The organism is Pedobacter faecalis (assembly GCF_030182585.1).
Lineage (GTDB): Bacteria > Bacteroidota > Bacteroidia > Sphingobacteriales > Sphingobacteriaceae > Pedobacter > Pedobacter faecalis.
The window spans coordinates 249,914-274,822 of sequence record NZ_JARXOW010000002.1 but is presented as its reverse complement, the minus strand read 5'-3'; the positions used below and the strand labels follow the sequence as shown (position 1 = coordinate 274,822).

At 48.3% G+C, this 24,909-nt stretch carries 19 protein-coding genes; 9 read left to right on the top strand and 10 right to left on the bottom strand.

Translation table 11 applies throughout. The features are described from left to right. Positions 1 to 8 precede the first annotated feature (8 nt). The 6 genes from ccsB to QEP07_RS14820 form a co-directional block, all read right to left on the bottom strand. Positions 9 to 3,287, bottom strand: a complete 3,279-nt coding sequence (gene ccsB / locus QEP07_RS14845; protein WP_285010940.1) for a c-type cytochrome biogenesis protein CcsB — start codon at positions 3,285 to 3,287, stop codon at positions 9 to 11. A 126-nt stretch (positions 3,288 to 3,413) separates the two neighbouring features. Then, positions 3,414 to 4,667 carry a TlpA family protein disulfide reductase gene (locus QEP07_RS14840; protein WP_285010939.1) on the bottom strand — a complete coding sequence of 418 codons (1,254 nt, stop codon included), beginning with the start codon at positions 4,665 to 4,667 and terminating at the stop codon, positions 3,414 to 3,416. A gap of 1 nt (position 4,668) precedes the next feature. Further along, positions 4,669 to 5,994: a RagB/SusD family nutrient uptake outer membrane protein gene (locus tag QEP07_RS14835; protein ID WP_285010938.1), complete on the bottom strand. Its 1,326-nt coding sequence runs from the start codon at positions 5,992 to 5,994 to the stop codon at positions 4,669 to 4,671. Positions 5,995 to 6,009: 15 nt separating this feature from the next. Next, on the bottom strand, positions 6,010 to 9,600 hold the full coding sequence (locus QEP07_RS14830; protein WP_285010936.1) for a SusC/RagA family TonB-linked outer membrane protein: 3,591 nt from the start codon (positions 9,598 to 9,600) through the stop codon (positions 6,010 to 6,012). 126 nt (positions 9,601 to 9,726) lie between these two features. Then, a complete protein-coding gene (locus QEP07_RS14825) occupies positions 9,727 to 10,929 on the bottom strand; it encodes a FecR family protein (protein WP_285010935.1) in 1,203 nt (400 codons plus the stop codon). Between the two features lie 249 nt (positions 10,930 to 11,178). Further along, positions 11,179 to 11,787, bottom strand: a complete 609-nt coding sequence (locus QEP07_RS14820) for an RNA polymerase sigma factor (protein ID WP_285010934.1) — start codon at positions 11,785 to 11,787, stop codon at positions 11,179 to 11,181. Between the two features lie 120 nt (positions 11,788 to 11,907). Between QEP07_RS14820 and QEP07_RS14815 the strand changes: the two genes are divergently transcribed. The 5 genes from QEP07_RS14815 (at position 11,908) to QEP07_RS14795 (ending at position 16,361) form a co-directional block, all read left to right on the top strand. Continuing rightward, positions 11,908 to 12,609, top strand: a complete 702-nt coding sequence (locus QEP07_RS14815; protein WP_285010933.1) for a CAP domain-containing protein — start codon at positions 11,908 to 11,910, stop codon at positions 12,607 to 12,609. A 62-nt stretch (positions 12,610 to 12,671) separates the two neighbouring features. Next, positions 12,672 to 13,160, top strand: coding sequence for a GtrA family protein (locus tag QEP07_RS14810; protein ID WP_256007349.1), 489 nt, complete (start codon positions 12,672 to 12,674; stop codon positions 13,158 to 13,160). An 88-nt stretch (positions 13,161 to 13,248) separates the two neighbouring features. Then, positions 13,249 to 15,036, top strand: a complete 1,788-nt coding sequence (locus QEP07_RS14805; RefSeq protein WP_285010932.1) for an aromatic amino acid hydroxylase — start codon at positions 13,249 to 13,251, stop codon at positions 15,034 to 15,036. 15 nt (positions 15,037 to 15,051) lie between these two features. Next, positions 15,052 to 15,753, top strand: a complete 702-nt coding sequence (locus tag QEP07_RS14800; protein WP_285010931.1) for an SDR family NAD(P)-dependent oxidoreductase — start codon at positions 15,052 to 15,054, stop codon at positions 15,751 to 15,753. Positions 15,754 to 15,818: 65 nt separating this feature from the next. Further along, positions 15,819 to 16,361, top strand: a complete 543-nt coding sequence (locus QEP07_RS14795) for a C40 family peptidase (RefSeq protein WP_256007346.1) — start codon at positions 15,819 to 15,821, stop codon at positions 16,359 to 16,361. A gap of 8 nt (positions 16,362 to 16,369) precedes the next feature. Here QEP07_RS14795 and QEP07_RS14790 read toward each other — a convergent pair whose 3' ends face one another. Continuing rightward, entirely contained in the window at positions 16,370 to 17,257 is an 888-nt protein-coding gene (locus tag QEP07_RS14790) for a flavin reductase family protein (RefSeq protein WP_285010930.1), read from the bottom strand. An 18-nt stretch (positions 17,258 to 17,275) separates the two neighbouring features. Then, complete coding sequence (locus QEP07_RS14785; RefSeq protein ID WP_285010929.1) at positions 17,276 to 18,271, bottom strand: fumarylacetoacetate hydrolase family protein; 996 nt, start codon at positions 18,269 to 18,271, stop codon at positions 17,276 to 17,278. Positions 18,272 to 18,645: 374 nt separating this feature from the next. On the opposite strand from QEP07_RS14785, the gene QEP07_RS14780 reads away from it, so the two are divergent. Genes QEP07_RS14780 through QEP07_RS14770 form a run of 3 tightly spaced genes read left to right on the top strand, consistent with a single transcriptional unit; the run spans position 18,646 to position 21,983 of the window. Further along, positions 18,646 to 19,812, top strand: coding sequence for a homogentisate 1,2-dioxygenase (locus tag QEP07_RS14780; RefSeq protein WP_285010927.1), 1,167 nt, complete (start codon positions 18,646 to 18,648; stop codon positions 19,810 to 19,812). Between the two features lie 31 nt (positions 19,813 to 19,843). Next, positions 19,844 to 20,974 (top strand): 4-hydroxyphenylpyruvate dioxygenase, encoded by a 1,131-nt coding sequence (hppD, locus tag QEP07_RS14775; RefSeq protein WP_285010925.1) that lies wholly within the window; start codon positions 19,844 to 19,846, stop codon positions 20,972 to 20,974. A 43-nt stretch (positions 20,975 to 21,017) separates the two neighbouring features. Next, positions 21,018 to 21,983: a YihY/virulence factor BrkB family protein gene (locus QEP07_RS14770; protein WP_285010924.1), complete on the top strand. Its 966-nt coding sequence runs from the start codon at positions 21,018 to 21,020 to the stop codon at positions 21,981 to 21,983. Here QEP07_RS14770 and QEP07_RS14765 read toward each other — a convergent pair. Then, on the bottom strand, positions 21,980 to 22,267 hold the full coding sequence (locus tag QEP07_RS14765; protein ID WP_256007340.1) for a hypothetical protein: 288 nt from the start codon (positions 22,265 to 22,267) through the stop codon (positions 21,980 to 21,982). The genes QEP07_RS14770 and QEP07_RS14765 overlap by 4 nt on opposite strands. A gap of 106 nt (positions 22,268 to 22,373) precedes the next feature. Beyond that, positions 22,374 to 22,961, bottom strand: a complete 588-nt coding sequence (locus tag QEP07_RS14760; protein ID WP_285010922.1) for a porin family protein — start codon at positions 22,959 to 22,961, stop codon at positions 22,374 to 22,376. Positions 22,962 to 23,106: 145 nt separating this feature from the next. Here QEP07_RS14760 and QEP07_RS14755 point away from each other — a divergent pair, with 145 nt between their 5' ends. After that, the gene (locus QEP07_RS14755) at positions 23,107 to 24,888 is read left to right on the top strand and encodes a sensor histidine kinase (RefSeq protein WP_285010921.1); all 1,782 of its coding nucleotides are present in this window, start codon (positions 23,107 to 23,109) and stop codon (positions 24,886 to 24,888) included. Positions 24,889 to 24,909 lie beyond the last annotated feature (21 nt).

Sequence of the window (24,909 nt, the reverse complement as noted above, 5' to 3'; positions counted from 1 at the left end):
TTAATTAATTAAGCGGCTTTTCTTTTGCTATATCTGTTGTAAGACACTACTGCCAGCACAAAAACAACCCCTAAGGTAACATACACCCAAGCGGGAACCGGAACCGGATCGCCCTGCGCATAAGAATGCAGACCTGTGAGATAATAGTTTACACCGAAATAAGTCATAATGATGGTCGAGAAGCTAACCAGCGACAACAGGTTAAACAGATACTTGCCTCTCATATTTGGAATCAGGCGCACATGCAGCACGAAAGCGTATACAATAACAGAGATAAAAGCCCAGGTCTCTTTCGGGTCCCAGCTCCAGTACCGCCCCCAGCTTTCATTAGCCCATATTCCTCCCAGAAAGGTACCTACCGTTAGCAGGAAAATGCCTATTGTGAGCGACATTTCGTTAACGATCGTTAATTCGGCTACCGACGATCTTACCTTCCCGGAAATCTTGTCGTTGTTAATGGTAAAAAGAACCAGCACCACGGTACCCAGGAGAGCGCTTAGTCCGAAAAATCCGTAACTCGAAGTAATGATGGCCACATGGATCATAAGCCAGTAAGATTTCAATACCGGAACCAGGGGTGTAATCTGTGGGTTCATCTGGGAACCGCCATGGGCAAATCCCATCAAAATTACGGCGATCAAGCAGCCAGCAGCCGGAATAAAGGCATTACTGTTACGGTACATCAGCATACCCGATAAAACACCGATCCAACTGATAAACAATACCGCCTCATAACCATTGCTCCAGGGTTCGTGGCCCGAAATATACCAACGTACACCTAAACCCATTGCCTGAAGTGCGGCAGCGGTAGCAATTAACACAAGCAGCACATTTACCATACGGTCCAGCGTCTTGTTCTGCTTAAAAAGACGTACAAAAGCCAGCGTGAGAATAATGGCGCCCAACACCGCATATACGATCATCACCTTAAGAAAAAGATTCCAGGAATTGTACCGGATCTCCCATTCCACTTTTGCGGCCGATGGCACAACATCTTTACCATGCTTCTGCTGCAAATCCGAGATATGATTCAATTTAGCATCAACGCCGCTCCAGTCGGCCGACTGCTGAGCGGCCAGCACACTCGAAAAGTACATCGCTACAGGATTGGTAAGCTTCTCATCACCAACCGGATTAAAAGGCATAGCCACCCAGCTGTTATTTTTATCGCCCGCTACCGGTAAGACCCTCAGATAGTGCCCCTCCAGCAATTGCTGCATCGCATACAGTTTATCATTAAGCTCCAACACAAACTTATCATATGTGCCCTGATCGGCCGGCTTCTTTGCAAAAGCTGTCCTGTAATCATCTGCCAGAATAAACTCTGCGGAACCATCAGCTTCCAGCCTGAGCATGTTTACCATCGTTGTGTAACCGCTTTCATCTGCCTTGAGCGTTTTTAAGACATCCTTTCCACCTTTATTGCCAACTTTTACCACAGGAACGTTAAGCCATACATACGGATTTGTAGAAACCGACAGCAGAAACTGGTTGGCATTCAGGTTATGGAAACGGTCTTTCCCATGCACCTTACGCAAGATCTCGAGAGCAAGGGTATTCACCGGTTCAATCCTACCGTCAATGTTCTGAACAAGCAGCCGCCCAAACCTTTCGGCATGCGCCTCATCTATTTTCACGCCGGCGGCAAACGACTTGGCGTCGACCGACTCCATAGTAAGCACCTGCTGGTTTTCAGCACGCTGAGCCTGACTTGGCCCTTCTGCATGTCCTGATTCATGGTCATGGTCGTGATCATGCCCGGGTTCGTGTATATGGCTGCCGCCATCCTTGCCATGCATGTCAATTTTCTGAGCATAGCTTGTTTGCGTAGCTGCCAGCAAGCCGGCAAACAGTATAAAGATCTTCGTTGTCCTCGACATGCTTTTAAGCTGCTCATGAAGTTTGTGGAAATGCGTACCTCTCCAGAACAAGGTCAGGAACATACCAAGAAACAGCAGCGTATAACCCAGATAAGTAATGTTAGTTCCCCAGGCATCATGATTCACCGAAAGAATAGTCCCTTTTTCATCAGGATAAAAACTCGACTGGAAGAAACGGTACCCCGAATGGTCAAGTACATGGTTCATATAAATCTTGAAAGGCGTTTCGGTACCATTGTCCTGTATAATTACATCCGACGAATACGACGAGGGACTTTCACTTCCCGGATATTTTTCCATCTTAAAATCGGCCAGTTTGAGTGAAAAAGGCGTTTTATAAACCTTGGACCCATAACCCAGTGAAAAACGTAGATTGCCTATCTGCGATTGATGCTGAAAATTCGTCATGCCCTTGCCGCCGTAAAAAGATATCGTATCAGTAACTGAACCGGTCTCAACTTCAAGCTTGATCAGATCAGGATCGTTTTCATGTGTCTTCTTATCGCCCTCAAAATACATGACTTTACCTCGCTCTGCAGGCTGAGGCACCACAAATGCCAGGCTGCCAAACGTATACAAACTCCTCAGATTGAAATCCTGAACCTCATTATGACCGGCTACAGGTTTCCGCTCCTGTGTGGTCATGATCATATAATCACCATCATAAGGCGAGGAAATCTGAAATTTCCCATCCCGCTCGCTGATGTTAATGGCGCCAGGGGTGTCGTTATTGAAACCAATAAGCAGATTCTGGATCAGCTGTACCGTTCCCGAAGGGATATACTTGTTCACACGCTGACCCTGTTCCAGTACCACCAGGTGCAAAGTAGGAACGCCCGAAGCATCCCTCACCAGGGAATCCTGTGCGCGTGGATAAAAACCCACCACCTTCAGCTTAACCCGTTCGCCTTTGAAATCATACTCCTCTTCGAAATCATTTTTGAAAGGCTTCAGATAAAACGGCACACGGTCAGACAGCAGCGTTACCGGCAAATCCTTATAGGCCAGCGCATCGTTGTCGTTACCGATCTGCACCTTAAAAAATGTTTTGTCCGAAATAACCTCATCACTTGATTCCCCTTCCCGAATGGCCATAGAGCCCTCGAAACTAATATAACGCGTAACTGCCCCGCCAATAAAAATGATCACGAAAGCCAGGTGAAACATCAGTAAAGGCAGCTTTTTACGCTCGTACAGGCGATACCTTCCAATGTTCCCGATGAAGTTGAGCACCAATATGATCATGATCAGTTCAAACCACCAGCAGTCATAGATCAGCGCTTTAGCTACAGGCGTGCCATAATCATTTTCCACAAAAGTGGCCATCGCCATAGAGAATGCATACAAAAGTAACATCAACCCCATAGTGCGGGTAGAGAACAGGATAGAGCTCAGTTTTTTAATCATTTCTTATATTCGGTATTATCCAACCCTTCGGTTCAAACCGCAAAGGTACACATCTAAAAACAGTTAGCACCCTGTTCAGGTGCTAACTGTCACAAATGCCCTAGAAATGACACAACTTGTCACAAATCAGTCACTAACCAGCTCCTCAAGTTGCTTTACCAGCGCCGGATCGGAAGGCCTTCTGGCGTTTGTCTCCACAATGTTACCCTTAGGATCAATTAGCAGGAACCTCGGAATATAACTGATACTGAATTTCTTAATGAAATCAGATTCGATATTATTGTCAGCGATCACCTGTATACCCTGAAGCTTATTGTCGTTGACATACGATTTCCATGCCGCATGGCTGCTCATCTTATCCACCGAGATGCTCACGAAATGAATGTTCTTACCCTCAAAACGCTCTTCGATTTTAGTGAGGTATGGGATCTCCGCTTTACAGGGACCGCACCAGGTTGCCCATACATCAATATACACATATTTTCCTTTCAGATCTTTAAGCGAAACCGGCTTACCGTCAACATCCTTATACGTGAACAGCGGGGCAGGCTTGCCCGCCACATACATCAGCGCATTGTTCAGTCCGCTTTTCATATACTCCCGGTAATAAGGTTCTTTTACCTCAGGTAAGATCGTATTATAAATCTTCTGCAGCGCTAAACTGTCCTTATCCCGGTTGAGGGCCTCCTCCATCACCTGGTAAGCATAATAATCGCGAATGAACGGATCGGTAACCAAACGCTTCACCACCGTCATTTTTAAGAGACCCTCCTCCTCGCCGGCCATCAGTTCCTTCTGATACTCCTTAAACAGCAGGTTCTGGATCTTATTGTCGAGCGCCCGTCGGTGTGGCAGCGACCGTCTGAACAGTTCTGCATTGTTCATGTCCATGGGCTTATTTAGCAGCTCCGCAATTCTGGAGCTGTCGGCCGGCGACATCTTCAGGATAAATCTCGCACGCTCGGCCTGCTCTACTTTTTTCTCATAATCGCCGCTCCTGTCCTCCTGCTGTAAAAGCGTGAAGAAGGCGGCATCCCTGGCAGAATCCAGACCATAATTCGCCTGATAATCGCGAAGCAGCATGGCACAATAAGCATCTGTCGCAGCACGCTCCAGCTGGTTCCCAGTGAAAGAACTCAGCACCGCCGCATTCGTGTAACCAGCCTCTCTCATTTGCTGAAGCCTATTCAAGAAATCCTGGGGCGACAAGTTATATACGCTATAGTCAAGCCCCTGCCCCGTTACACCAAAATACTTCGTCAGCAAATCAAATTTCCGGGCAAACAGGTCGTCGCCGATCACCGGCTTTTTAGTCTGCGCCATACTGCCTGCGCACAACAGCAACAGGACAAACGCGGTTATTATTTTCTTATACATCATGTTAATGGTTTTTAGTCATACCAGGATTAAACAACAACACCCGGCTTGGTATTTCAAATACATAGTTCGGGCTCTTAGGCGGCAGGCTGCCCAAAACTTCCCCCGTTTCGATGTCCTGCCGGCGAACCTCGGGCATACGTCCCTCCCTGTCGAGCCGCTTCATATCCATCCATCGCAAGCCACTAAAAGCCAGCTCCCTTCTACGCTCGGCCAGCACCTTTTGCAAGGCGTCCTCATCCGAACTCGCAGAAAGGTCGGTATATGCAGCCGTCTTTATGCGCTTAGCGCGAAGCATATTCACTATAGTCATGGCCTCCGATCTGTTCCCTGTTCTGGCCAGCGACTCCGCTTTGGTCAGATAAACCTCCGGAAAGCCTATGCCGAAGCTCACATTTCCATTCGGTAATGTCCGCTCCTCAGGTGTGGCGTCGCGGGTCAAATAGTCGAGCCGCAGATCATTCTCATCCAGGTAACTCAGCAGGTCGGCCGAGTAGATCATATAGCCCGGCACCACCCAGTTTTCTGAGAACCGCACCCACAGCGATTCCGGATTCAACTCAGCGATGGGCATCGACTCCCTGTCGGGCACCTCGTTCAGGTCCAGCAGCACATGAGGGACAGCTAAAGCCTTATCGGCATAAAGCAAAGCGTTGCTGTAATCGCCCATATACAGGTACACCCTGGCCAGTAAAGCATAAGCACCGTAGCGGTTTATCCTGACTTTACTTTTACTGCTCAGGGGCAAGTGCTCCGATGCCTTCTTCAGATGAGCGATCACCTCGTCGAACGTTGCCTGTAAAGTGGCCCGAGGAGGCGTCGAGTTGGTTACATCAGTACTTGTCACCAAAGGCAGGCCCGGCGCAGTTGCTGCCGCCGCCTGATCGTAAGCCTTCGCAAATACCGTCAGCAGCGTAAAATAACATTCGGCCCTGATGGCCAGCGCCTCGGCAAGCACCTCATTTTTTTTCTGTTCGGCCGCGCTGGTCTCGCCAATGTAGTTGATCACCACATTGCAATTGTAGATGGCGCGGTACAGTTGCCCCCATACCGGCGGACTAACCTCCGTATTTGGTTCCAGCTGGGGTCTCCAGAAGTACATGTTTGCTGAGCTTCCCCGGTCATTTTTGCTGTACAAACCTTGCAGGTCGTCCGTACAGTTTATCAGGATACCTGGAAAAGTTTCGGTAAGCGTAGACGAATTGAACATCGCCTCATAATCGGCCAGTTTCTCCGGCAGTACTACCCCTTTTGGCTTCACGTCCAAAAACCTTTCGCAGGAACTGAACATCGCTGCAAGCAGGATAAACGGGACCATATATCGTTTCATTTTCATGTCTTAGAATTAAAAGTTCGCATATAAAGAAAAGCTGTAGAAAGGTTGCAGCCTGAGCGTACGGATGCCAGATCTTCTTTCCATGGCATCAGGATCGATATCGTTGCCGCTAAACGTATAATTCCAGAGGTTCTGCCCCTGAAAGCGCAACTGTGTATTGCTTAGCCCCAGCCGTTCAAAAACCTTCTGCCTGAAATTATAGGTAAGCACCACATCCCGGAGCCGGATATGATCAGCCTTTCGCACATAACGATCTGCATAAATGTAGCCAGCACGCGAATACGCGTCAAAATCGCCTTCCGAACCATATTCCGGCAGCCCCGGCACATCGGTGTGCAATTCATCGCCAGGCTGCTTCCAGTAGTTATCAGAACCCTGCAGGATGCGCTCAAAATTAATGTCATCAGGGTTCGGCTGCTCCACCCGCGTCACGTGACCGCCATAGTACATGAACAAAAAGGACAGGTCGAAATTCCGCAGGCTGAACTGGTTGTTTAAGCCCAGTACATACTTCGGCGTAGTGGTTCCGCTGTAAACCAGGTCGTTCATCGTTACATCCACCTCGGGGTTCATGGTCATGATCACCTCAGCATTGTTCCGGTCGTACACCACGGGCTGACCAAGCGCATTCAAGCCTTTATAGCGATAGCTAAACAGTGCATCCATCGGATAGCTCTTTTGAACCGAAACGGCGTTAACGATATAATACGTTGAAGAAATATCGCTAGGCATCACTTCTGTTACCTTGTTGTGATTGAGCGTGGCCGTGAGACCGGTACGCCAGTTGAAGCGCGGACCTTGAATATTAAGGCTGTTCAGACCAAGTTCAACACCTCTGTTAAGTATGCTCGCCGTGTTAGCCGTATAACCGTTGAACCCGGTGGTTGGGTCCGACGAGAACTGTCCGAAAACGTCATTGGCATCCTTGTAATAGTAATCAGCCGTACCCGCCAGGCGGTTGTTAAACAAAGCAAAATCCAGCCCCACATTATAATTCTTGGTGCTTTCCCAGCGTATCGACTGATTTTCTGGCGAAAGAATGTCGTTATAGATCTCCGCGGTGTTCAGTCTGCTGTTCAAACCTGATTGCAATATAAGGAAAGGCCCGTTGTTGCTCGTAGGCACGTTGCCGTTAAAGCCATACGAAGCACGTAGTTTAAGTTCATTTACCCATGCCGCATCTCTTAGAAAGGTTTCCTTGTTGAGCCGCCAGCCTAGTCCGGCCGACCAAAACGGCTTGTTACGGTACTCCGGTGATGTGCCGAAAAGGTTAGAGCGGTCGAACCGGATACTTCCCGTAGCAATATATTTCTGCTGATACATATACGTACCTTCGCCATAAGCAGAAAAGAACCGCCTGTCGTCAAACGACTCGGCAAAATATTCTGACGTTACAAAGGAAGGGCTCACATTGCCAGCCTCCGGGAATGCCGGCGCCGTGCTCGAGGCCAGCGCCTGCAGGTTCACCGGTTTAATGGTGAGCGACTGTCCGTCATATCCGAACGCAGTACTCTTATCGCCCGAAACCGCCTGACGGCGCTGCTCTACACCCATAATGCCCGAAAGATCGTGCACCTGGTCCTTGGTATTATAATCAAAATTAAGCTGCCCTCTTACTGTATAGCCCCAGTTACGGGTATTGATCCTGGTCAGGAACGCGCCCTGCGGAAGGTCGGTAAAAAGGGGCTGACCGGTAGACGGGTCTTTCAAAGCTTTGCCATTCAGCAAACTCCGCACCTGGTACGATTCCTCCGTCCGCAACTGATCTTCTTTCGATGATTCATGCTCATAAGCGCCACCCAGATCAACATTAAGCCAGTCTGTTATCCTGGCATTTAAGCGGCCCTGGAAACGCACCGCATCACGTTTTCCCGAAAAAGTATTGGCATTCAGTTCCCCGTAAGGAAAATAACGCTGGTCGTACAAGCCCTGCGCAATCAAGGCGTCGTTACGGGTCTTATTGATGGCACCGTAGAATTGTCCCCCAGGTGCATTAACCACAGGCAGCGGATGGCCGTTATCATCGGCCAGTCGCTCGTAAGGCAAAGCATCGTTAAAGGTCGGGATCGAACCGCGTTCGGTAGCTGTACGTGTATATGAGCCTCGATAATCGAGCTTAAAAACATCTGAAAAGTTATAAGTATTGGCCGAGTTCAGGATCAAGCGCTGATACTTAGACCTGCGTTCATTCGGACTTTCCCCAATATAGTTCAGGCCGAGCAGGTAGGTCGACTTATCGCTGCCTCCGCTTACATCAAAGTCGATTTGATGGGTCTGCCTCGCACGGTAGAAAAGATCGTTGTACTCGTTCAGGTTATTGTAAGTACCTATCTGCGCTAGTTGGGCCTGTGCCTGTGCATCTGTAATTTCATTGCTTTGCCGGTCGAACACCACCTGCTGCACGGGGTTCACCGGCCATCCTATCAGGTCAAAAATAAACTCTGGGATGCCTTGCAACTGCAGGAAATCGTACTGCACCTTAGCGTATGTAAGTCCATCCCCTATCTTCAGATAATCAAAATCCGGCTTATCCTGTACAGCATATGTACTCCGGAAGCTGAACACCGGTTTGCCCTGCATACCGCGCTTAGTCTCGATAACAATGACCCCGTTCGAAGCCCGCGCGCCATATATCGATGCAGCCACCGCATCGCGGAGCACGTTCACCGACACAATATCGTTGGGGTTGATCGTGTTGATGTCGATCTCAGTAGGAAAACCATCTACCACGATCAAGGGCTTTTTAACTGCGTTAAAAGTAGATACGCCTCGGATGGACAAGTTGCCCGACTGACCATTGTACACCAGACCAGGTATTTTTCCTTCCAGACTTTCCAGGAAGTTGCCGCTCACAGCAACCCGCTGGTCGTATGTTTTCTGGGAAATTGAACTCGCAGCGCCCGTAAGCTGGTACTTCTGGATTTTCTGATAACCTGTACTGATCACCCCCACCTCTTCCAGATCGCTCGCACTTTCCTGTAAGGTGATTACCAGTTCCGTATCTGTACCACCCAGGGTACGTTCCTGCGTGCTGTAACCTACATAGGTGATCACCAGCGTAGCATTCTTTTCCACCACGAGCGAAAATCGTCCGCCACTTTCTGTGACCGTGCGGTTCTCAGTGCCCTTTTCCGTAATTCCCGCACCGGGTATACCGTTTCCGTTGCGGTCGACCACCGTGCCCGTTACCCGTATGCCCTGCTGCGCCTCGGCCGCAGGCATTATAGTCATATCACGCTGGATGACCACCGTTTTATGCTTTATCGTATATTTTAACTGATAACCTTTGAAAACTTCAGACAACACTTCGTGGATATCCGCATTTTTAAAGCTAACGGATACCTTACGGTTCGTTCCAAGCATTTCATTGGTGTAAAAGAAGTCGTAACCACTCTGCTGACTGATCTTATCGAGCAAAACAGGCAGGGAAATATTTCGTTCAGTCAGGTTGATCATCTGCGCCGTGGCGCCAAGTCCGGCCTGGAGAAAAAATGATGTCAGTATTAAAATGGTCAGGTTTAGTCGCATTAACAATTTTCTTTTATCAGCATGGCACAAATACCACCATACCGAATGGATCATTAACGTATAAAATTTCATAAATTTGGTTGTTTGGATTAATTGAATGGTTGCTAAACATCAAGTTCAATGGCTTATCCGAATACCGACCGGGGGTATTGCCGTACCTCCGGTTATATTTCAGGATCGCCAGCTGCTGGGTAGAATTTACGGCATAACGATCACCCTCCTTCCCTCTATCTTAAAATGAACAAGACCGGTCAGTTCTACCAGATCGAGTACTTCCGACAGGTTTCTGAACCGGGATATTTTTCCGCCGAAGTTTTCCTCCGATACTTTTCCGCGGAACACAAACTCCACGTCGTACCAGCGGGACAACTGGCGGGTAATGCTCTCGATGTTATCGCCGTCGAAGATGAACTTATTGTTTTTCCAGGCGATAAACTGCTCGGGGTTAACCTGCTTTATTTTTAATCCGCTGCCCGTTAAGGCCGACTGCTCGCCTGGTTTAAGCATCGCTGTGCGCTTTGCTGCACCACCGCCCGCCGCCAAAACCGACACACGCACACTACCTTCCAGCAAAGTGGTTTTCCATGCCGGTTCGTCGGGGTAAGCGTTCACGTTGAAATGCGTGCCCAGCACCTCGATCTCCTGCAAGGCCCGCCCGGCCATGCCGTCTAGCGCCACGATAAAGGGTCTTTTTTGGTCGTGGGCGACCTCAAAATAGGCTTCCCCGGTAATTTCCACCTTTCTGCGGCTCGCTCTGGCGAGGTTTGTCGGAAACCTGATGGTCGACCCCGCATTTAACCAAACGCGAGTGCCATCGGGCAAACTGATCTGGTACTGCCCGCCTTTTGGCGTAGAGATCATATGATACACCACCTCAGCGCTGCTTTGCTGAGCCAGGGTATCTACCACATAGTTGAGCTGCCCATCTGCCTGTTTCAGTACTTTCAAACCAGCTTGTTTCAATATTTGGCCATTATCCAGACCGGTCAGCACCACCTGTTTTCCACCGGCCAGCGTAAGCACGGCCTTATTGCCTCCCGGGCGTATTTCATTGCTCAGGCTTACTGCAGGTCTGCCAGTATCGGAAACCCGTCGACGGCCAAGATAGGAATACAAACCAACCGACAGGATCATCACCACAATCGCTGCAGCAACCGATCCCCATATCCGCAGCGCCCTGAACACAGGTCTGCGTTCGGCTAAATGCGTGAAAATGTGCAGGTCGCTTCCGGCAACAATCCGGTTTACCGCCTCCGTGCGGTCGGGCAGAATATCTGTTCGACCTATTTCAGCATTAACCTGCTCGCGAAGCCAGGCCTGGTCTTCGGGGCTGCCAAAAAGTTCGATCAGCTCAGCCAGTTCTTCCGGCGAACAACGGTCTTCAAGGTACCGTTTATACAAATCCCTTTTATTTCCCTCAGTTTTCAATTTGCTTTTTTATGGCTAATACGCTTAACGGAAAAAAACTACCTGCTCCTGTCAATAAAACAGCCACTTCGTAGCTAGTGAGTCCGCCGTGAGTCCGCCATGAGTCCGCGGTGAGTCCGCCTTTTCGCTGAAAAAAGGCGGACTCACCGCAGTGCCATAGTTGTGGCAAAGCGCACTCATATGTAACCAGGCAGCCAGGAAGGCCGTCCTATATTTTAACCATCAGGAAATCCCGGTAAACATCGCGCTGAGCAATACCAGCTTTACCATACCGGAATCTGACCGGAAATAAGCTTTAAGAAACAGGTTGGCTTTATACAAATGATCGTTGATGGTGGAAGGTGAAATAGACAACAGTTCCGCTACTTCCTTGTACGACTTGCCCTCCATTTTACACAAGATGAACACCTGTTTACGCTGGGGCGGGAGCTGATCAATTGCCTCCTGAAGCAGGCGGCTGTTTTCCTTGCTGAATATATCTTCCTCTATATGAGAATAAAGTTCTGAGACCGCAGCGGTCAGTTTTTCGCGCATTCTTTTATCCCTAGCCATCCTTCGGTAATAGTCCATGACCTTGTTTTCGGCCACCCTGAAAAGATACGATCGGAAAGACTGTTCGGGGTTTATGGACGATCGGCGGTCCCACAAACGGACAAACATATCCTGCAATATTTCTTCTGCAAGCTCTTCCGACTTAAGCAACCGGAGGAGGTTTGCGGCTATTCGGTGTTTGTAGCGATGGTATAAGCTTTCGAACGCCTGCTTATCGCCCGCCTTTAAGCGGATCAGCAATTCTTTTTCCTCAAAATCATCAGATTCTTTCCCCTGCATCAGAAAAAACTTATCCCTTCGTAAATGTAAAAATGTTTTCGTGATCTTGTATCAACGCTGTGTTCTTTATTTGATGCTCCGGTAACTTTCAAATGGCCTTTTATTTGTAATAGCTTTTTTATGAAGAAGCTGATCATACTTTTCCTGGCCATTGCACCGGCTTTTGGTTTCAGGTCTGCAAGCTCCGGTGAACTGAGCCAATCAGGTGCGAACGGTTGGACCAAAGAGGAACTGAGCCGGGCCAACACTGCTGGTGCCGCTAAATATCTTACGCCCGAGGAGCGCGACTTTATCATGTATACCAATTTGATCCGGATGGACGGTCCGCGTTTCCTTAATACGTTTTTTGAGGAATTTATGGAAAGTCATAACCGGCAAATGCGGCAGTACAGCAATTACAACGATCTTAAAATAACAAAATCGGATCGATATTATAAAAGCCTGCAGAAAGACCTTGAAGGTATTAAAGATCTGCCCGTGCTATGGCCGGATGAGGCGCTGAGCTGGGTGGCCAGGCAACATGCTAAGGACATGAATAAGTACAATTACGCCGAGCATAAATCGCGCGACGGCCGGTCGGCGAAAGACCGGATCAGCCAGATGTATCCTAAAAAATCTATGGGAGAAAATCTGTCGTTCGGCTTTGCTACGGGACTTGGAAATGCATGTATGCTGGTGCTCGACAAGAATGTGCCCGACCTTGGTCACCGTAAACTTATACTGGACACCGGCTATAAATTTAACTTCGTGGGCGTAAGCATACAGCCTCATAAAGGCTACCGCTATTGCGCTGTAATGGATTTTGTTGCCCTGCCCAGGTAAAATTTTAATCACCATCATGGCAATATAAAAGGTTCTGATAACTTTGTGGTCTTAACCACAATATGCGCAAGGCCTTATTAAAACTCATAGATTTCTTTCATCCACCCTTTGCCAGATGGCTGCCCATACACACTTTCCGGTATATCGTATCGGGCGGCACCACGGCGGTATGCGGCATCGTCTCTTACTATATCGCGTACAACTGGATTCTGCGCCAGGAGGATATTCAAGTTGATTTTCCTTTTTTGCCGGAGCTGATTACTGCGCACTCCATGGCGCTGGTCATAAGCACTTTCGCTGCTTTCCTTGTAGGCTTTATTCTTAATAAGTACCTGATCTTTACAGAATCGAACCTGAAGGGGCGCATACAGATGTTTCGCTATGCGGTGGTACTCTGCGTTAATTTCGGGTTGAATTATGCCATTCTGAAATATCTTGTGGAGGGACTTCATTTCTATCCTTCCGTTGCCCAAGCGCTGATTACGATAACACTGTCGCTTTGCAGCTACTTCCTGCAAAAGCATTTTACGTTCAGGGTGCGCCGCGATTAGCTCATCACCTAAGCGTCATTACCGGGTGCCGATTTGGTTGGTAAGCGCATATTGGATTATATTAGTCGCACATCAGTAAGACAGCGAGATGAACGATTTCAATGACTTTAACAATCCGCAGGTAGCCCGGTTGCCTAAGCACCTGAGACAGTATATTGTAGATCAGCATTATGAAAAGTATACACCGGTAGATCAGGCTGTATGGCGTTATGTGATGCGGCAAAATTACAGCTACCTGAAGCATGTGGCCTACTATCCGTACATCAAAGGACTACAGCGTGCGGGATTAAGTATAGAATATATCCCCGATCTGCAGACGATGAACGACAACCTGGGCAAAATTGGCTGGGGCGCCGTAACTGTCGACGGTTTTATACCTCCCGCGGCCTTTATGGAATACCAGGCTTACCGTGTACTGGTTATTGCGGCCGACATCAGGCAGATTAATCATATCGAATATACACCGGCTCCTGACATTATTCACGAATCGGCCGGTCACGCGCCGATCATCGCAGATACAGACTATAACAATTACCTGAGTTATTTCGGGTCCATTGGTGCAAAAGCGATGTTTTCGGCCAAGGACTTTGAATTGTATGAAGCCATCCGGCACCTTTCCATATTAAAAGAAGCAACGGATGCACCGGAGCATGAAATTGCGAAGGCAGAACAGCAGTTGGCACATATCAGTGAAAATATGGGCGAGCCTTCGGAAATGGCCTTGCTGGGACGCCTGCATTGGTGGACCGTAGAGTACGGCCTGATCGGTACCTTGGAAGACCCGAAAATATACGGCGCGGGACTCTTATCGTCTATCGGCGAGAGTGCATCGTGCATGAAACCGGAGGTAGAGAAACTCTGGTACAACCTGGATACGATAAATTACACATACGATATTACCAAGCCGCAACCGCAGCTTTTTGTGACGCCAACTTTCCAGAACCTGATTGATGTGCTGGAGGCTTTTGCTGATACCATGGCTTTTCGCAGAGGTGGAAGCGAAGGGATCATGAAAGCCATTGCCTGCAAAAATCCGGCTACGGCCGTGTATAGTTCTGGGCTGCAGGTAACGGGCGTGTTTTCAGATATGGGGCTGGATACTGATGACCAGCTCACCTTTATTAAAACCAGCGGGCCATCGGCACTTGCCCTGCGGGGCAAACAGCTTGAGGGTCATGGTAAGCATTATCATAAAGATGGTTTTTCGTCGCCGGTGGGGCGACTTAAAGGCTCGGAAAAGCCGTTGGAAGACATGGATGACATAGAATTGCGCGCCTTGGGGATTGAACGAAACAGTGTGGCTTCCCTGGAATTTGAAAGTGGTATCCGGGTACAAGGGCTTGTGTTAGACCTGCTCCGTGATGCGGGCAAAACGGTGCTGATCACGTTCAAGGATTGCACGGTGAAGGAAAGCAACGGCAATATTTTGTTCCAGCCGGATTGGGGGCTATATGATATGGCTGTTGGTGCTCGTATTGTATCCGTGTTTAACGGGGCGGCCGACAAAGAAGCTTATGAGGAGATCACATATGTGAGCGGCAAGCAGACGCATAAAGTGGTTTACGACGGAAAGACGCTTCAATTACACAATATTTATACGCAGGTGCGCCATATACGGGAGCAAGGGGAAGGCTATGAGGCCTTGGCAGACTTGTTTGCTGAGCTGAAAGCACAGTTCCGTGACGACTGGCTGGCAGCCCTGGAGATCATGGAGATTCTGTACCACAAGCAGGTAAATCCTGACCTGGAGAAAGAAGTACGTATATACCTGGAACTGAAGGCCGCGGCCGAACCGGAACTAAGCAAGCTGATCAACGACGGTTTGCATGTGATTAAAAATCCTGTAACGCAACTCATCAACGAAGAAGAAGATTAATTTTTAGCCCTAATCATGAATATTATATTAACAGGTGCAAGCAGCGGGATAGGCTTTGAAGCAGCCCTGGAGCTGACCTTGAATAGCCAGAATAAGGTTGTATGCATCGCACGCTCGGCCGATAAACTCCGTAAGCTTCTAGAAATTGCCAAAGGCATTAATCCGGACTGCACGCTGTTTCCGGTCGAATTCGATATTGTAAACGACGATTATGCTGCGCTGGTTCCGTTTTTAAAGGAGCGTTTGGGGCAGGTAGACATTTTGATCAATAATGCCGGCGCGCTTGTAAACAAGCCCTTTTTAGAAACCTCACCGGCAGAGCTATACCAGATGTTTGACAGCAATGTGGTGGGGCATTTTAATATGATTCAACATGTGTTGCCCTTGATGGGACCCGGTGGCCACATTGTCAATATCGGGAGTATGGGAGGCTTTCAGGGCAGCGTAAAATTCCCGGGTCTTGCCGCCTATTCTGCCACCAAATCAGCCCTGCATACGCTTACAGAATGCCTTGCCCAGGAGCTGGCTGAAACAGGCATTAAGATAAACTGTCTGGCATTAGGTTCGGCGCAAACCGAGATGCTGGAGGCGGCCTTTCCGGGTTACGAATCTCCCGTTATGGCGTTCGAAATGGGCAAGTATGTTGCAGATTTTGCACGGACGGGACATAAGTTTTTCAACGGAAAAACACTCCCCGTTGCAGTAACAACGCCGTAATCAGTAAGTTATCAACATTTTTAGGGGTCTGGGTCTTTTTTGAATATCTTTAGGCTGACTAAGATATGAAACAAACCACCTTTCTATTTAGTTTCCTGCTGCTCTGTAGCGTGGTTGTGCGTTCGCAAACGACCATCCCCTCTTCTTATCAGGAGATGGTACAGAAACTCAGCAAACAATTGCCGGAGCAACCTGTAAAAGCAGCCGAGCCGGATATGCCATCCCGGTTGCTTGATTTCGCCAAAACGATGATCGGTGTGCGGTACCGGAGTGCTTCGAGCAGCCCAAGCCGCGGGTTCGACTGCTCCGGTTTTGTGAATTATGTGTTCAGTAACTTTGGTTTCAAGGTGCCCCGCTCCTCTCGCGCCTTTGCGAGCAGCGGTTCGTCCAAAAAGCTGGAAGATGCGAGCATTGGCGATGTGATTGTGTTTACCGGAACCAACAGCAGGTCTCGCACGCCGGGACATGTGGGTATTGTTTACGCGGTTAACGGCGACGAGATTAAATTTATCCATTCCTCTTCGGGTTCCCGGAAAGGCGTTACCATATCCAGTTTAAACGAAGGTTTTTACCGGAAGCGTTTTCTCAAGATCGTAAGTATCCTTTAGTCTCCGGTTTATAACAGGACAAGCTTAAGCGCATCGGCGACCCGGCCTTCGCTGATCCAACGTTTTGCAAGCGCATGAAGTTCACGCTCACGTGTGGCTACATCACCTATGGTGGCATCCAGAATGTCTTTCACCTCATCATTGAGGGAAATTTCACTAAGTTCCTCGTCGGCAGGCAACTGCTCCAGGTTACCCAGCATACCCAGATCATTGCCGGTCAGCACCGACGAAAAGCGCGCCGATCTGGGAAGTGCATCTACACCAATGCCCAGCGTGGTGAGGGGTTTGGCCACTTTAAAAAGATTATCTGCAGTGACACGGCAATACCAGTCGCCCCCCAGACGCGCAACAAGATCTATTTTTTCCTGGTCTATCTTACCCTCTGCATCAAGTATGCCCTCATTAATATGGATCAGCTTCACTTCAGCCAGAACGAGATTGCCTGCACCGGGGTTTTCGCCCAGCCCTATTACCTCGCGGACGATGCACTCCATTTGTACGGGCGCCTCGGCCACGCGGGGCGGCTTAACGAGCTGGGAAGATAGCATGGTAAAACCCGACTTTTCGAACTCGTTTACGCCTTTTGCATATTCTGTGCTGGCCAGGCTCATTTGCTGCACCATGCTATAGTTAACGATATTGATAACACATTCTCTGACCTCCAGAACGTTCTCCAGCGAATGCTTAGTCGTATTGTCGCGCACCCGGCGTGCCGGAGAGAAAATACAAAGCGGCGGATTGCTGCTGAACATATTAAAAAAGCTGAAGGGGCTCAGGTTGATCGCCCCCGAGCTGTCGACGGTAGAAACAAAACAGATAGGCCTTGGTGCAATGGCGTATTGCAAATAATTCTGCAGCTGAGCCGGAGCGAGCGTGGTCGTGTCGATCGTTAGCATGGACGAATTAAGGATGGTTTATTTCTTTAATGCAAGGATGGAAAAGTCGGTGTCAACGGCCTTTATGGTGTTGCTCAGACGTCCCAGTCCGGTAATTTCCATTTCGACAATATCGCCGTCCTGCAGCCATTGTACGGGATATTGCGGATCGTTGAGCAGTCCAGTGCCGTTCAGTTCCAGGAAACAGCCTGTGCCAACGGTGCCCGACCCGATCACATCGCCGGGCAGAATGTCTACACCATAGGCACAGCGTTCAATGATCTCGGCAAAGGTCCAGTCCATATCGGCCATGTTACCGGCGGAAACCTGGATACCATTGACCGTACAGGTCATTTTAAGGTCGTAATTATTCCCGGTATGTCCGGCTTTTGCGGCCATCTTGTAAGGCTCAAGTTCATCGGGCGTGACCAGCCATGGCCCTATCACTGTTGAAAAGTCCTTGCCCTTGGCCGGACCTAGATTGAGCAGCATCTCTTCCATCTGCAGCGTACGGGCGCTCATGTCGTTCATAATCATATAACCCGCTATATAGCTGTCGGCTTCAGCAGCGGTAATATTGCGCCCCTTTTTTCCGATGACTACCGCCACCTCAAGTTCGAAGTCGAGTTTCTGGAAGTGGTCGGGCATACAAGCAATTTCGCCCGGGCCCTGAATGGCATTGTGATTGGTGAAGTAAAATATCGGGTACTGATCAAATTCGGCAATCATCTCTACCTTACGGTTGCGCCGGGCGGCAGCCACATGCTGCCGGAATGCATATCCGTCGCGGCACGATGCCGGATGGGGCACTGGGGCCAGCAATTCATAAAAAGCTTCCTCTTTGGGCTCAATGCCGCCCCCTTTAATCTGTTGATCGACCTTTTTGGCCCGTTCCATCAGCACCTCGCCTCCTTCAAGAAAGGCGTTCATGTTGTCGGGTATTTGTTTATCGCATGAATTGAGGTTATAGATGTGCCCGTTTACAAAAACACCGAGGTGTTCCCTGTCTTCCGTTTTGTAGGATACCAGTTTCATATCTTCAGTCCGTTTATTGAAGAAGCCTGATTGCTTCAAAAAATTAGTTGCTCCAAAGCTAGTTAAAAATAGCACAAAGGTGGTTGTAAAAATATTTCAGGGAGAAAATCGGTGCTGTACTTGTTGTTTGTTTACGGAATTACTTACTTTAGCAGACGAAAACGATATGATGAGAACTAACAGCATAGCACAAAACCAGTTAGCCCGCGAAACGCTGGCGGCTTTCCGCTATGCGATGCTCTCTAAGATCATCTTTGCGCAGTATTCTCTGTAGTTCCCCTTTTATGCTGCTGCGCGGTCGCGCGGGCCTTTGAAACGAAAATACGTTTTAACCGTTATTATATTATTCTGTTTAATTTTTCTAACCTAAAGCTATGCCTGTTTATCATACATTAGGAAATATACCTGCGAAACGCCATACGGTTTTTCGCAAACCAGACGGCAACCTGTATGCAGAGGAACTGGTATCTACAGAGGGCTTTTCAAGCCTTTATTCCCTGGTTTACCATTGCCATCCACCCACGATTGTGAAGTCGCTGGGCGAACCTTATTCGGTGGAACCGAAGATTGCCCGCGAGAAGCACTTACGTCATACCAGTCTGATCGGCTTTAACATAAGACCGGAAGATGATTACCTGGACAGCAGGAAACCAGTACTGGTCAACAGCGACCTGCATATATCACTGGCCGCGCCGCGAAAGTCTATGACCGACTATTTTTATAAGAACAGTCAGGCCGACGAGGTGGTATTCATCCATGAGGGCAGCGGTGTGCTGAAAACGGGATTCGGCAAACTGCGCTTTGGTTATGGGGATTATCTGATTATCCCGCGTGGCACGATTTACCAGATGGAATTTGAAACGGAACAGAACAGGTTGTTCATCGTGGAGAGTTTCAGTCCTATACGCACGCCGAAACGCTATCGCAATGCGCATGGGCAATTGATGGAACATGCGCCGTTTTGCGAGCGCGACATCAGGAGGCCTTCGGAACTGGAGACCTTCGACGAATTTGGTGATTTTAAGGTACTTATCAAGAAACAGGGACTGATATACCCCTACATCTACGGGACGCATCCTTTCGACTTTGTGGGCTGGGACGGCTATCATTATCCATACGCCTTGTCCATTCATGATTTTGAGCCGATTACCGGGCGCCTGCACCAGCCGCCCCCGGTACATCAAACCTTCGAGGGACACAACTTTGTGATATGCTCGTTTGTACCTCGGAAATACGATTATCATCCACTTTCCATTCCGGCACCTTACAACCACAGCAATGTGGACAGTGATGAGGTGCTGTATTATGTAGACGGTGATTTTATGAGCCGGAAAAGTGTGGCAAAAGGGCAAATTACCCTGCACCCTGGCGGAATACCGCACGGTCCGCATCCGGGAACGGTAGAGAAATCCATCGGTAAAGAAAGCACGGAAGAGCTCGCCGTAATGATTGATCCCTTCAGGTCGCTGATGCTGACCGACCATGCAGTGGCCATAGAGGATGAGGGCTATCATAAGAGCTGGCAGGAAAATATAGAGTAGAACAGAACTGATTATCATAAAAAAACGAACCATGTCAACACAAACATTTGCGGAAAAGATCGCACAGGCGCAGGATTTTTTACCGATCAATGGAACAGACTATATTGAATTTTATGTTGGAAACGCCAAACAAGCGGCACATTACTATAAGACAGCATTCGGGTTTCAGTCGCTCGCCTACGCGGGACCGGAAACCGGGGTGCGCGACCGCGCCTCATATGTGCTGCAGCAAGGCAAGATCAGGCTGGTGCTGACCACCGCGCTCAAGTCTGATCATCCTGTTTCTGAACACGTCAGGAAACATGGCGACGGGGTTAAAGTGCTTGCGCTTTGGGTGGATGACGCCTACAGTGCCTTTGAGGAGACGACGAAAAGAGGGGCGCAGCCCTATCTGGAACCGGTAACCCAAAAGGATGAGCACGGAGAGCTGCGCATGTCGGGTATCTATACCTACGGGGAAACCGTGCATATGTTCATTGAACGGAAAAACTATACCGGACCTTTCATGCCTGGGTTTATAGCCTGGAAGAGTGATTATGCTCCTGCGGAAACAGGCTTATTATACATTGATCACTGCGTAGGCAATGTAGGCTGGAACCGGATGAATGATACTGTTAAATGGTACGAAGAGGTGATGGGCTTTGTGAATATCCTGTCTTTCGACGACAAACAGATCAACACCGAATACTCCGCTTTGATGAGCAAGGTGATGAGCAATGGCAATGGCTATTCCAAATTCCCCATCAACGAGCCTGCTGAAGGCAAAAAGAAATCCCAGATTGAAGAATATCTTGAATTTTACGAAGGCGAAGGGGTGCAACATGTTGCTGTAGCTACAAAGGATATCCTTGCTACAGTGCGTGACTTAAAAGCTCGGGGGGTTGAGTTTTTAAGTGCACCCCCAGAAGCCTATTACAATATGATGCCGGAACGCGTTGGCGTGATTGACGAAGAAATCGCGCGGTTACAGGAACTCGGTATTCTGGTAGACCGTGACGAAGAAGGTTATCTATTACAGATCTTTACAAAGCCCGTAGAAGACCGGCCGACCTTATTTTTCGAGATTATTCAGCGAAAAGGGGCACAGTCTTTTGGTGCAGGCAATTTCAAGGCGCTTTTTGAAGCCCTGGAACGCGAACAAGAGCTGAGGGGCAACTTATAGCCTCTTATTTATTTGAAAACTGGAGAGGGCATCCGTGACACGGATGTCCTCTTTTTTTATTACTTTCGGCCGTAGTGAGGTACGAGCCATGAGATTTGATCCGGTTAAGAGGGCTATACTGCTCTATTATCGCCTGAAGGCGGCGTTCAAGCTGTTCAGCAAAAACGACCCGCTGCGACTGGCAGGTGCTACGGCGTTCTTTACCAATTTTGCGCTCCCCCCTATTCTTTTAATCCTGATCCGGCTGTTTGGATTCTTTATAGACCGCAGGATATTGGCTTCACGGATATTTGAACGTTTAGCCAACGTGCTGGACGACAGCAGTACGGTACAAATCAGGGAAACCCTGCGCAACATACGTGGCATAGACCATCAATGGTATGCTACTTTGATCAGTTTCGTGTTTTTTCTGTTCGTGGCTACCACCTTATTTACCGTAATCAAGAATTCCCTGGATCAGATCTGGTCTATAGGCAATAAACCAAAGTCCGGCTTCTGGTTTAATATCAAGCTCAGAGGAAGATCTATGGTGATCATCTTGCTGGCAGGTATCCTGTTTATGCTGGGCTTTGTAACCGACAGCATTCAGACTTTTATAGGCGAGTACATCAATACCGCCGCGCCAAGCTTCGGCAGGGTCTTATTATGGATAATCAATCAGCTGGCCTTCATCGGCATTGTCATGATTTGGTTTACTGTGCTGTTCCGCTATCTGACCAGCGGGCGTCCAACCTGGATCGCAGCCATGCGCGGAGGGCTGCTTACCGCGGTTTTGTTCAGTTTGGGAAAATACCTGCTTCGTATACTGCTGCCTCTGAGCGGCATAGAGAATATTTACGGAACATCAGGGTCGATTGTTCTGATCATGCTGTTCGTATTCTACTCGTCGTTCATCTTTTATTTTGGCGCCTGTTATGTAAAAATCCTGAGCGACGACAGAGAAACGCCTATACGCCCGATTAAAGGAGCTTTCAACTACGAAATTAAAGAGATTTTGAAGGACCGTTAACTGGCACACATCTGCTGGCCCGACTTCTGTTCGAAGCCTTGCATTTCGAAAACTGCCAATTTGTTGAGAAGGTTGCAGTGAAGTGTCCCAAAGAAGCTAATGATTCCCTGCTCGTTCTTTCCCTCAATACAGATGTCTTCTTTTAATATCTCTCGGTGTTCTAAATTCTGATCATTTAGCAGGACATCTTCGTCCCGGATCCTGAAGTCCTCTGCCTTGATTGCGAATTGTTTCAGGAGCTCAGCGAAGTTCTGATGCTTTAGCAATAGTTCTTTGATGTTCATAACAGTTTTGATTAGGTTGACTAAGTAACATACTCAATTTTGGCGCCAAAAAAAGGGGCAGACTTTTCAGCCTGCCCTTTTTTATACATTTTACAGAAATGCCGGACTAAAAGAGTTTATAAGCTAATCCGAACGTGAACAAGCGCAATTTCTGTCCCTCATACTGGTCTTCACCAAGCTTAGACAGACCGGCTTCATACCTCAGGTCGACACCAAGGCTACCTATATCCAGTCCGGCACCAAATTGCCATGCGATGTTCTGACCTTTGAAATCCCCTGAAAATGCGCTTGATGCTGCATCACCGAAAGACTGCTCGTCGTCCAGAATGAAGGATACCACGGGACCGGTATTTAAACGCAGCCCGACACCCGCAGCACCAAGTTTGGTACCTACAAGGATAGGCACATCCATACTGGTAAACTTCACTTTGTTTTCCTGGCCTGCTGAGTTCGTAAGCGTAGTGTTCTTACCGCTTAAATACAGCTCTGGCTGCAGATGGATACCCGCCGCGCCAACGCGTGCCCACAGACCCGCGAAATAACCCGCACGGTTATCGCTGCTGAATGTATTCTCGGTACTCAGTTTTGATAAATTTGCACCTGCTTTCAAGCCCAGTTGAAAACTAGGCATCAGCTGACTGAATGCGGCAAGATTGAAACCCGTCAACAGTGCCACAAGTAGTATTTTTTTCATAAATGACTAAGAGTTATTTAAACAATGTAAAACTAACAACATTTTCAGTTTAAAACTAAATTATGTAGATTTAGGCATATAATGTTCAAACCTGCGTTATTGTTTTATTAATCGAGTTTTTTTGTACTAAGTGTGCGCGCAATAGATGGAATTTAGTTTTAACGTTTACTCAACGATTCTGATCATATGCGGGTCGGTTACATTATTTTTTTCTTATTACGTTTATAAAAAAGAAGGGGGCGCGGTAAGGTTTTTTGGCATTATGATGCTGGCAAATGCTATCTGGGCATTGGGTTACGGCTTCGAACTTGCCAGTCCGACGCTTGAACAGGCGACCATTTACATCAACATACAATACCTTGGTATTACAGCCCTGCCGCTCAACTGGTTTTTGTTCTGCCTGCATCTGTCTGGCAAGGAGGCCTGGTATAAACGGAAGCGAAACCTGATCTTTTTGATCAGTGTGTCGGTGATAACTACCCTGCTTGTATGGACGAACGATTACCACCATTTGCACTACGAGCGGCTGTACATGGATACGAGCGGCGATTTTCCGATGGTTGCGATAGAGCCTGCAATTGCTTACCGCTTATTTACAGTCTATTTTTATGCTTTGCTGGCCATTGGCAGTTACCTGCTGATCATCAAGTTCAGGCAGGCCGACCCGATTTACAGACGGCAGAACTATATGATCATCATCTCTGCGATGATACCCTGGGCGGCCAATATTTCGTATCTCACCGGTCTGCGCCCTGTCCCAAACCTGGACCTTACGCCTTTTGCCTTTATTGCAACGGTGTTTATGATCTCGCTGGCCATCTACAGGTTTAAACTCTTCGATATTCTGCCTGTAGCCCGTGAAAAAGTGCTGGACCTCATGCAGGATGGCTTTGTGGTGCTTGACCATAGAAACCGTGTAATCGATTATAACCGAAGCTTTAAAACCTACCTGACAGACTATCACAACAGCAAGATCATCGGTACACCGATATCGGCACTGATGCCGGATCAGACCTTACTGTTCGACTACCTTAACCGCAAGGAATCCGGGAAAATCGAGCTTAACGTTCAGACACCAAACGGATTATATGCCATCGAGGCAGACATCAGGTATCTTAACGAAAATCAGTTGAGTAGCGAGGCAACAATCATCAAGTTGCAGGATCTTACCTCATTACGGGAAGAGTCGCTCCGCTCGAGACTGCAGGCGGAGGAACTTCAAAGGCTGAACCAGTTGAAGGACAGGATATTTTCGATCATTGCGCACGACCTGAGAGGTCCGCTGGTGAACCTGTCGGAAGTACTCAAAATGATCTCTAACAACCTGATCAGCATGGAGGAGTTTAAAACGCTCGTGCCAGCCCTGTCTAAAGACATTCTTTATACCACCGACCTCCTCGAGAACATTTTACATTGGTCGAGAAGCCAGCTTAAAGGTTATGGCATCAACCATGAATTTTTTGACCTCAAAAGCCTGGTTGTAAACGAGGTCAATTATCATTTGCCCTCTGCAAAATCAAAAAATATCGAAATCATACAGGATGTGTTTCCGGGCGCAACGGTGTATGCAGACATTATCATGATGGAGATCGTTGTGAGAAACATCCTGAACAATGCCATTAAGTTTTGTCAATCTGGTTGCCGGATTCATATTACGGCAGTTTATACTAAAGAAGCGTTCATCCGGCTTAGCATAGCGGACAACGGTCTGGGTATGCCTAAAGAAGTGCTTGAAAAACTGTTTACGGGCGAGAACCAATCAACGCGCGGCACTGCCAACGAGAAGGGCACCGGATTAGGCCTGGTGGTGTGTAAGGATTTTGTGGAACGGAATAACGGCATGCTTACGGTAGAGAGCGAACAGGGCGTGGGCTCTACCTTTAATATCTATCTGCCCGTAGACGACCGCGATATAGAACTGGAATGAAGTTTGGGGTACTTGTACGAC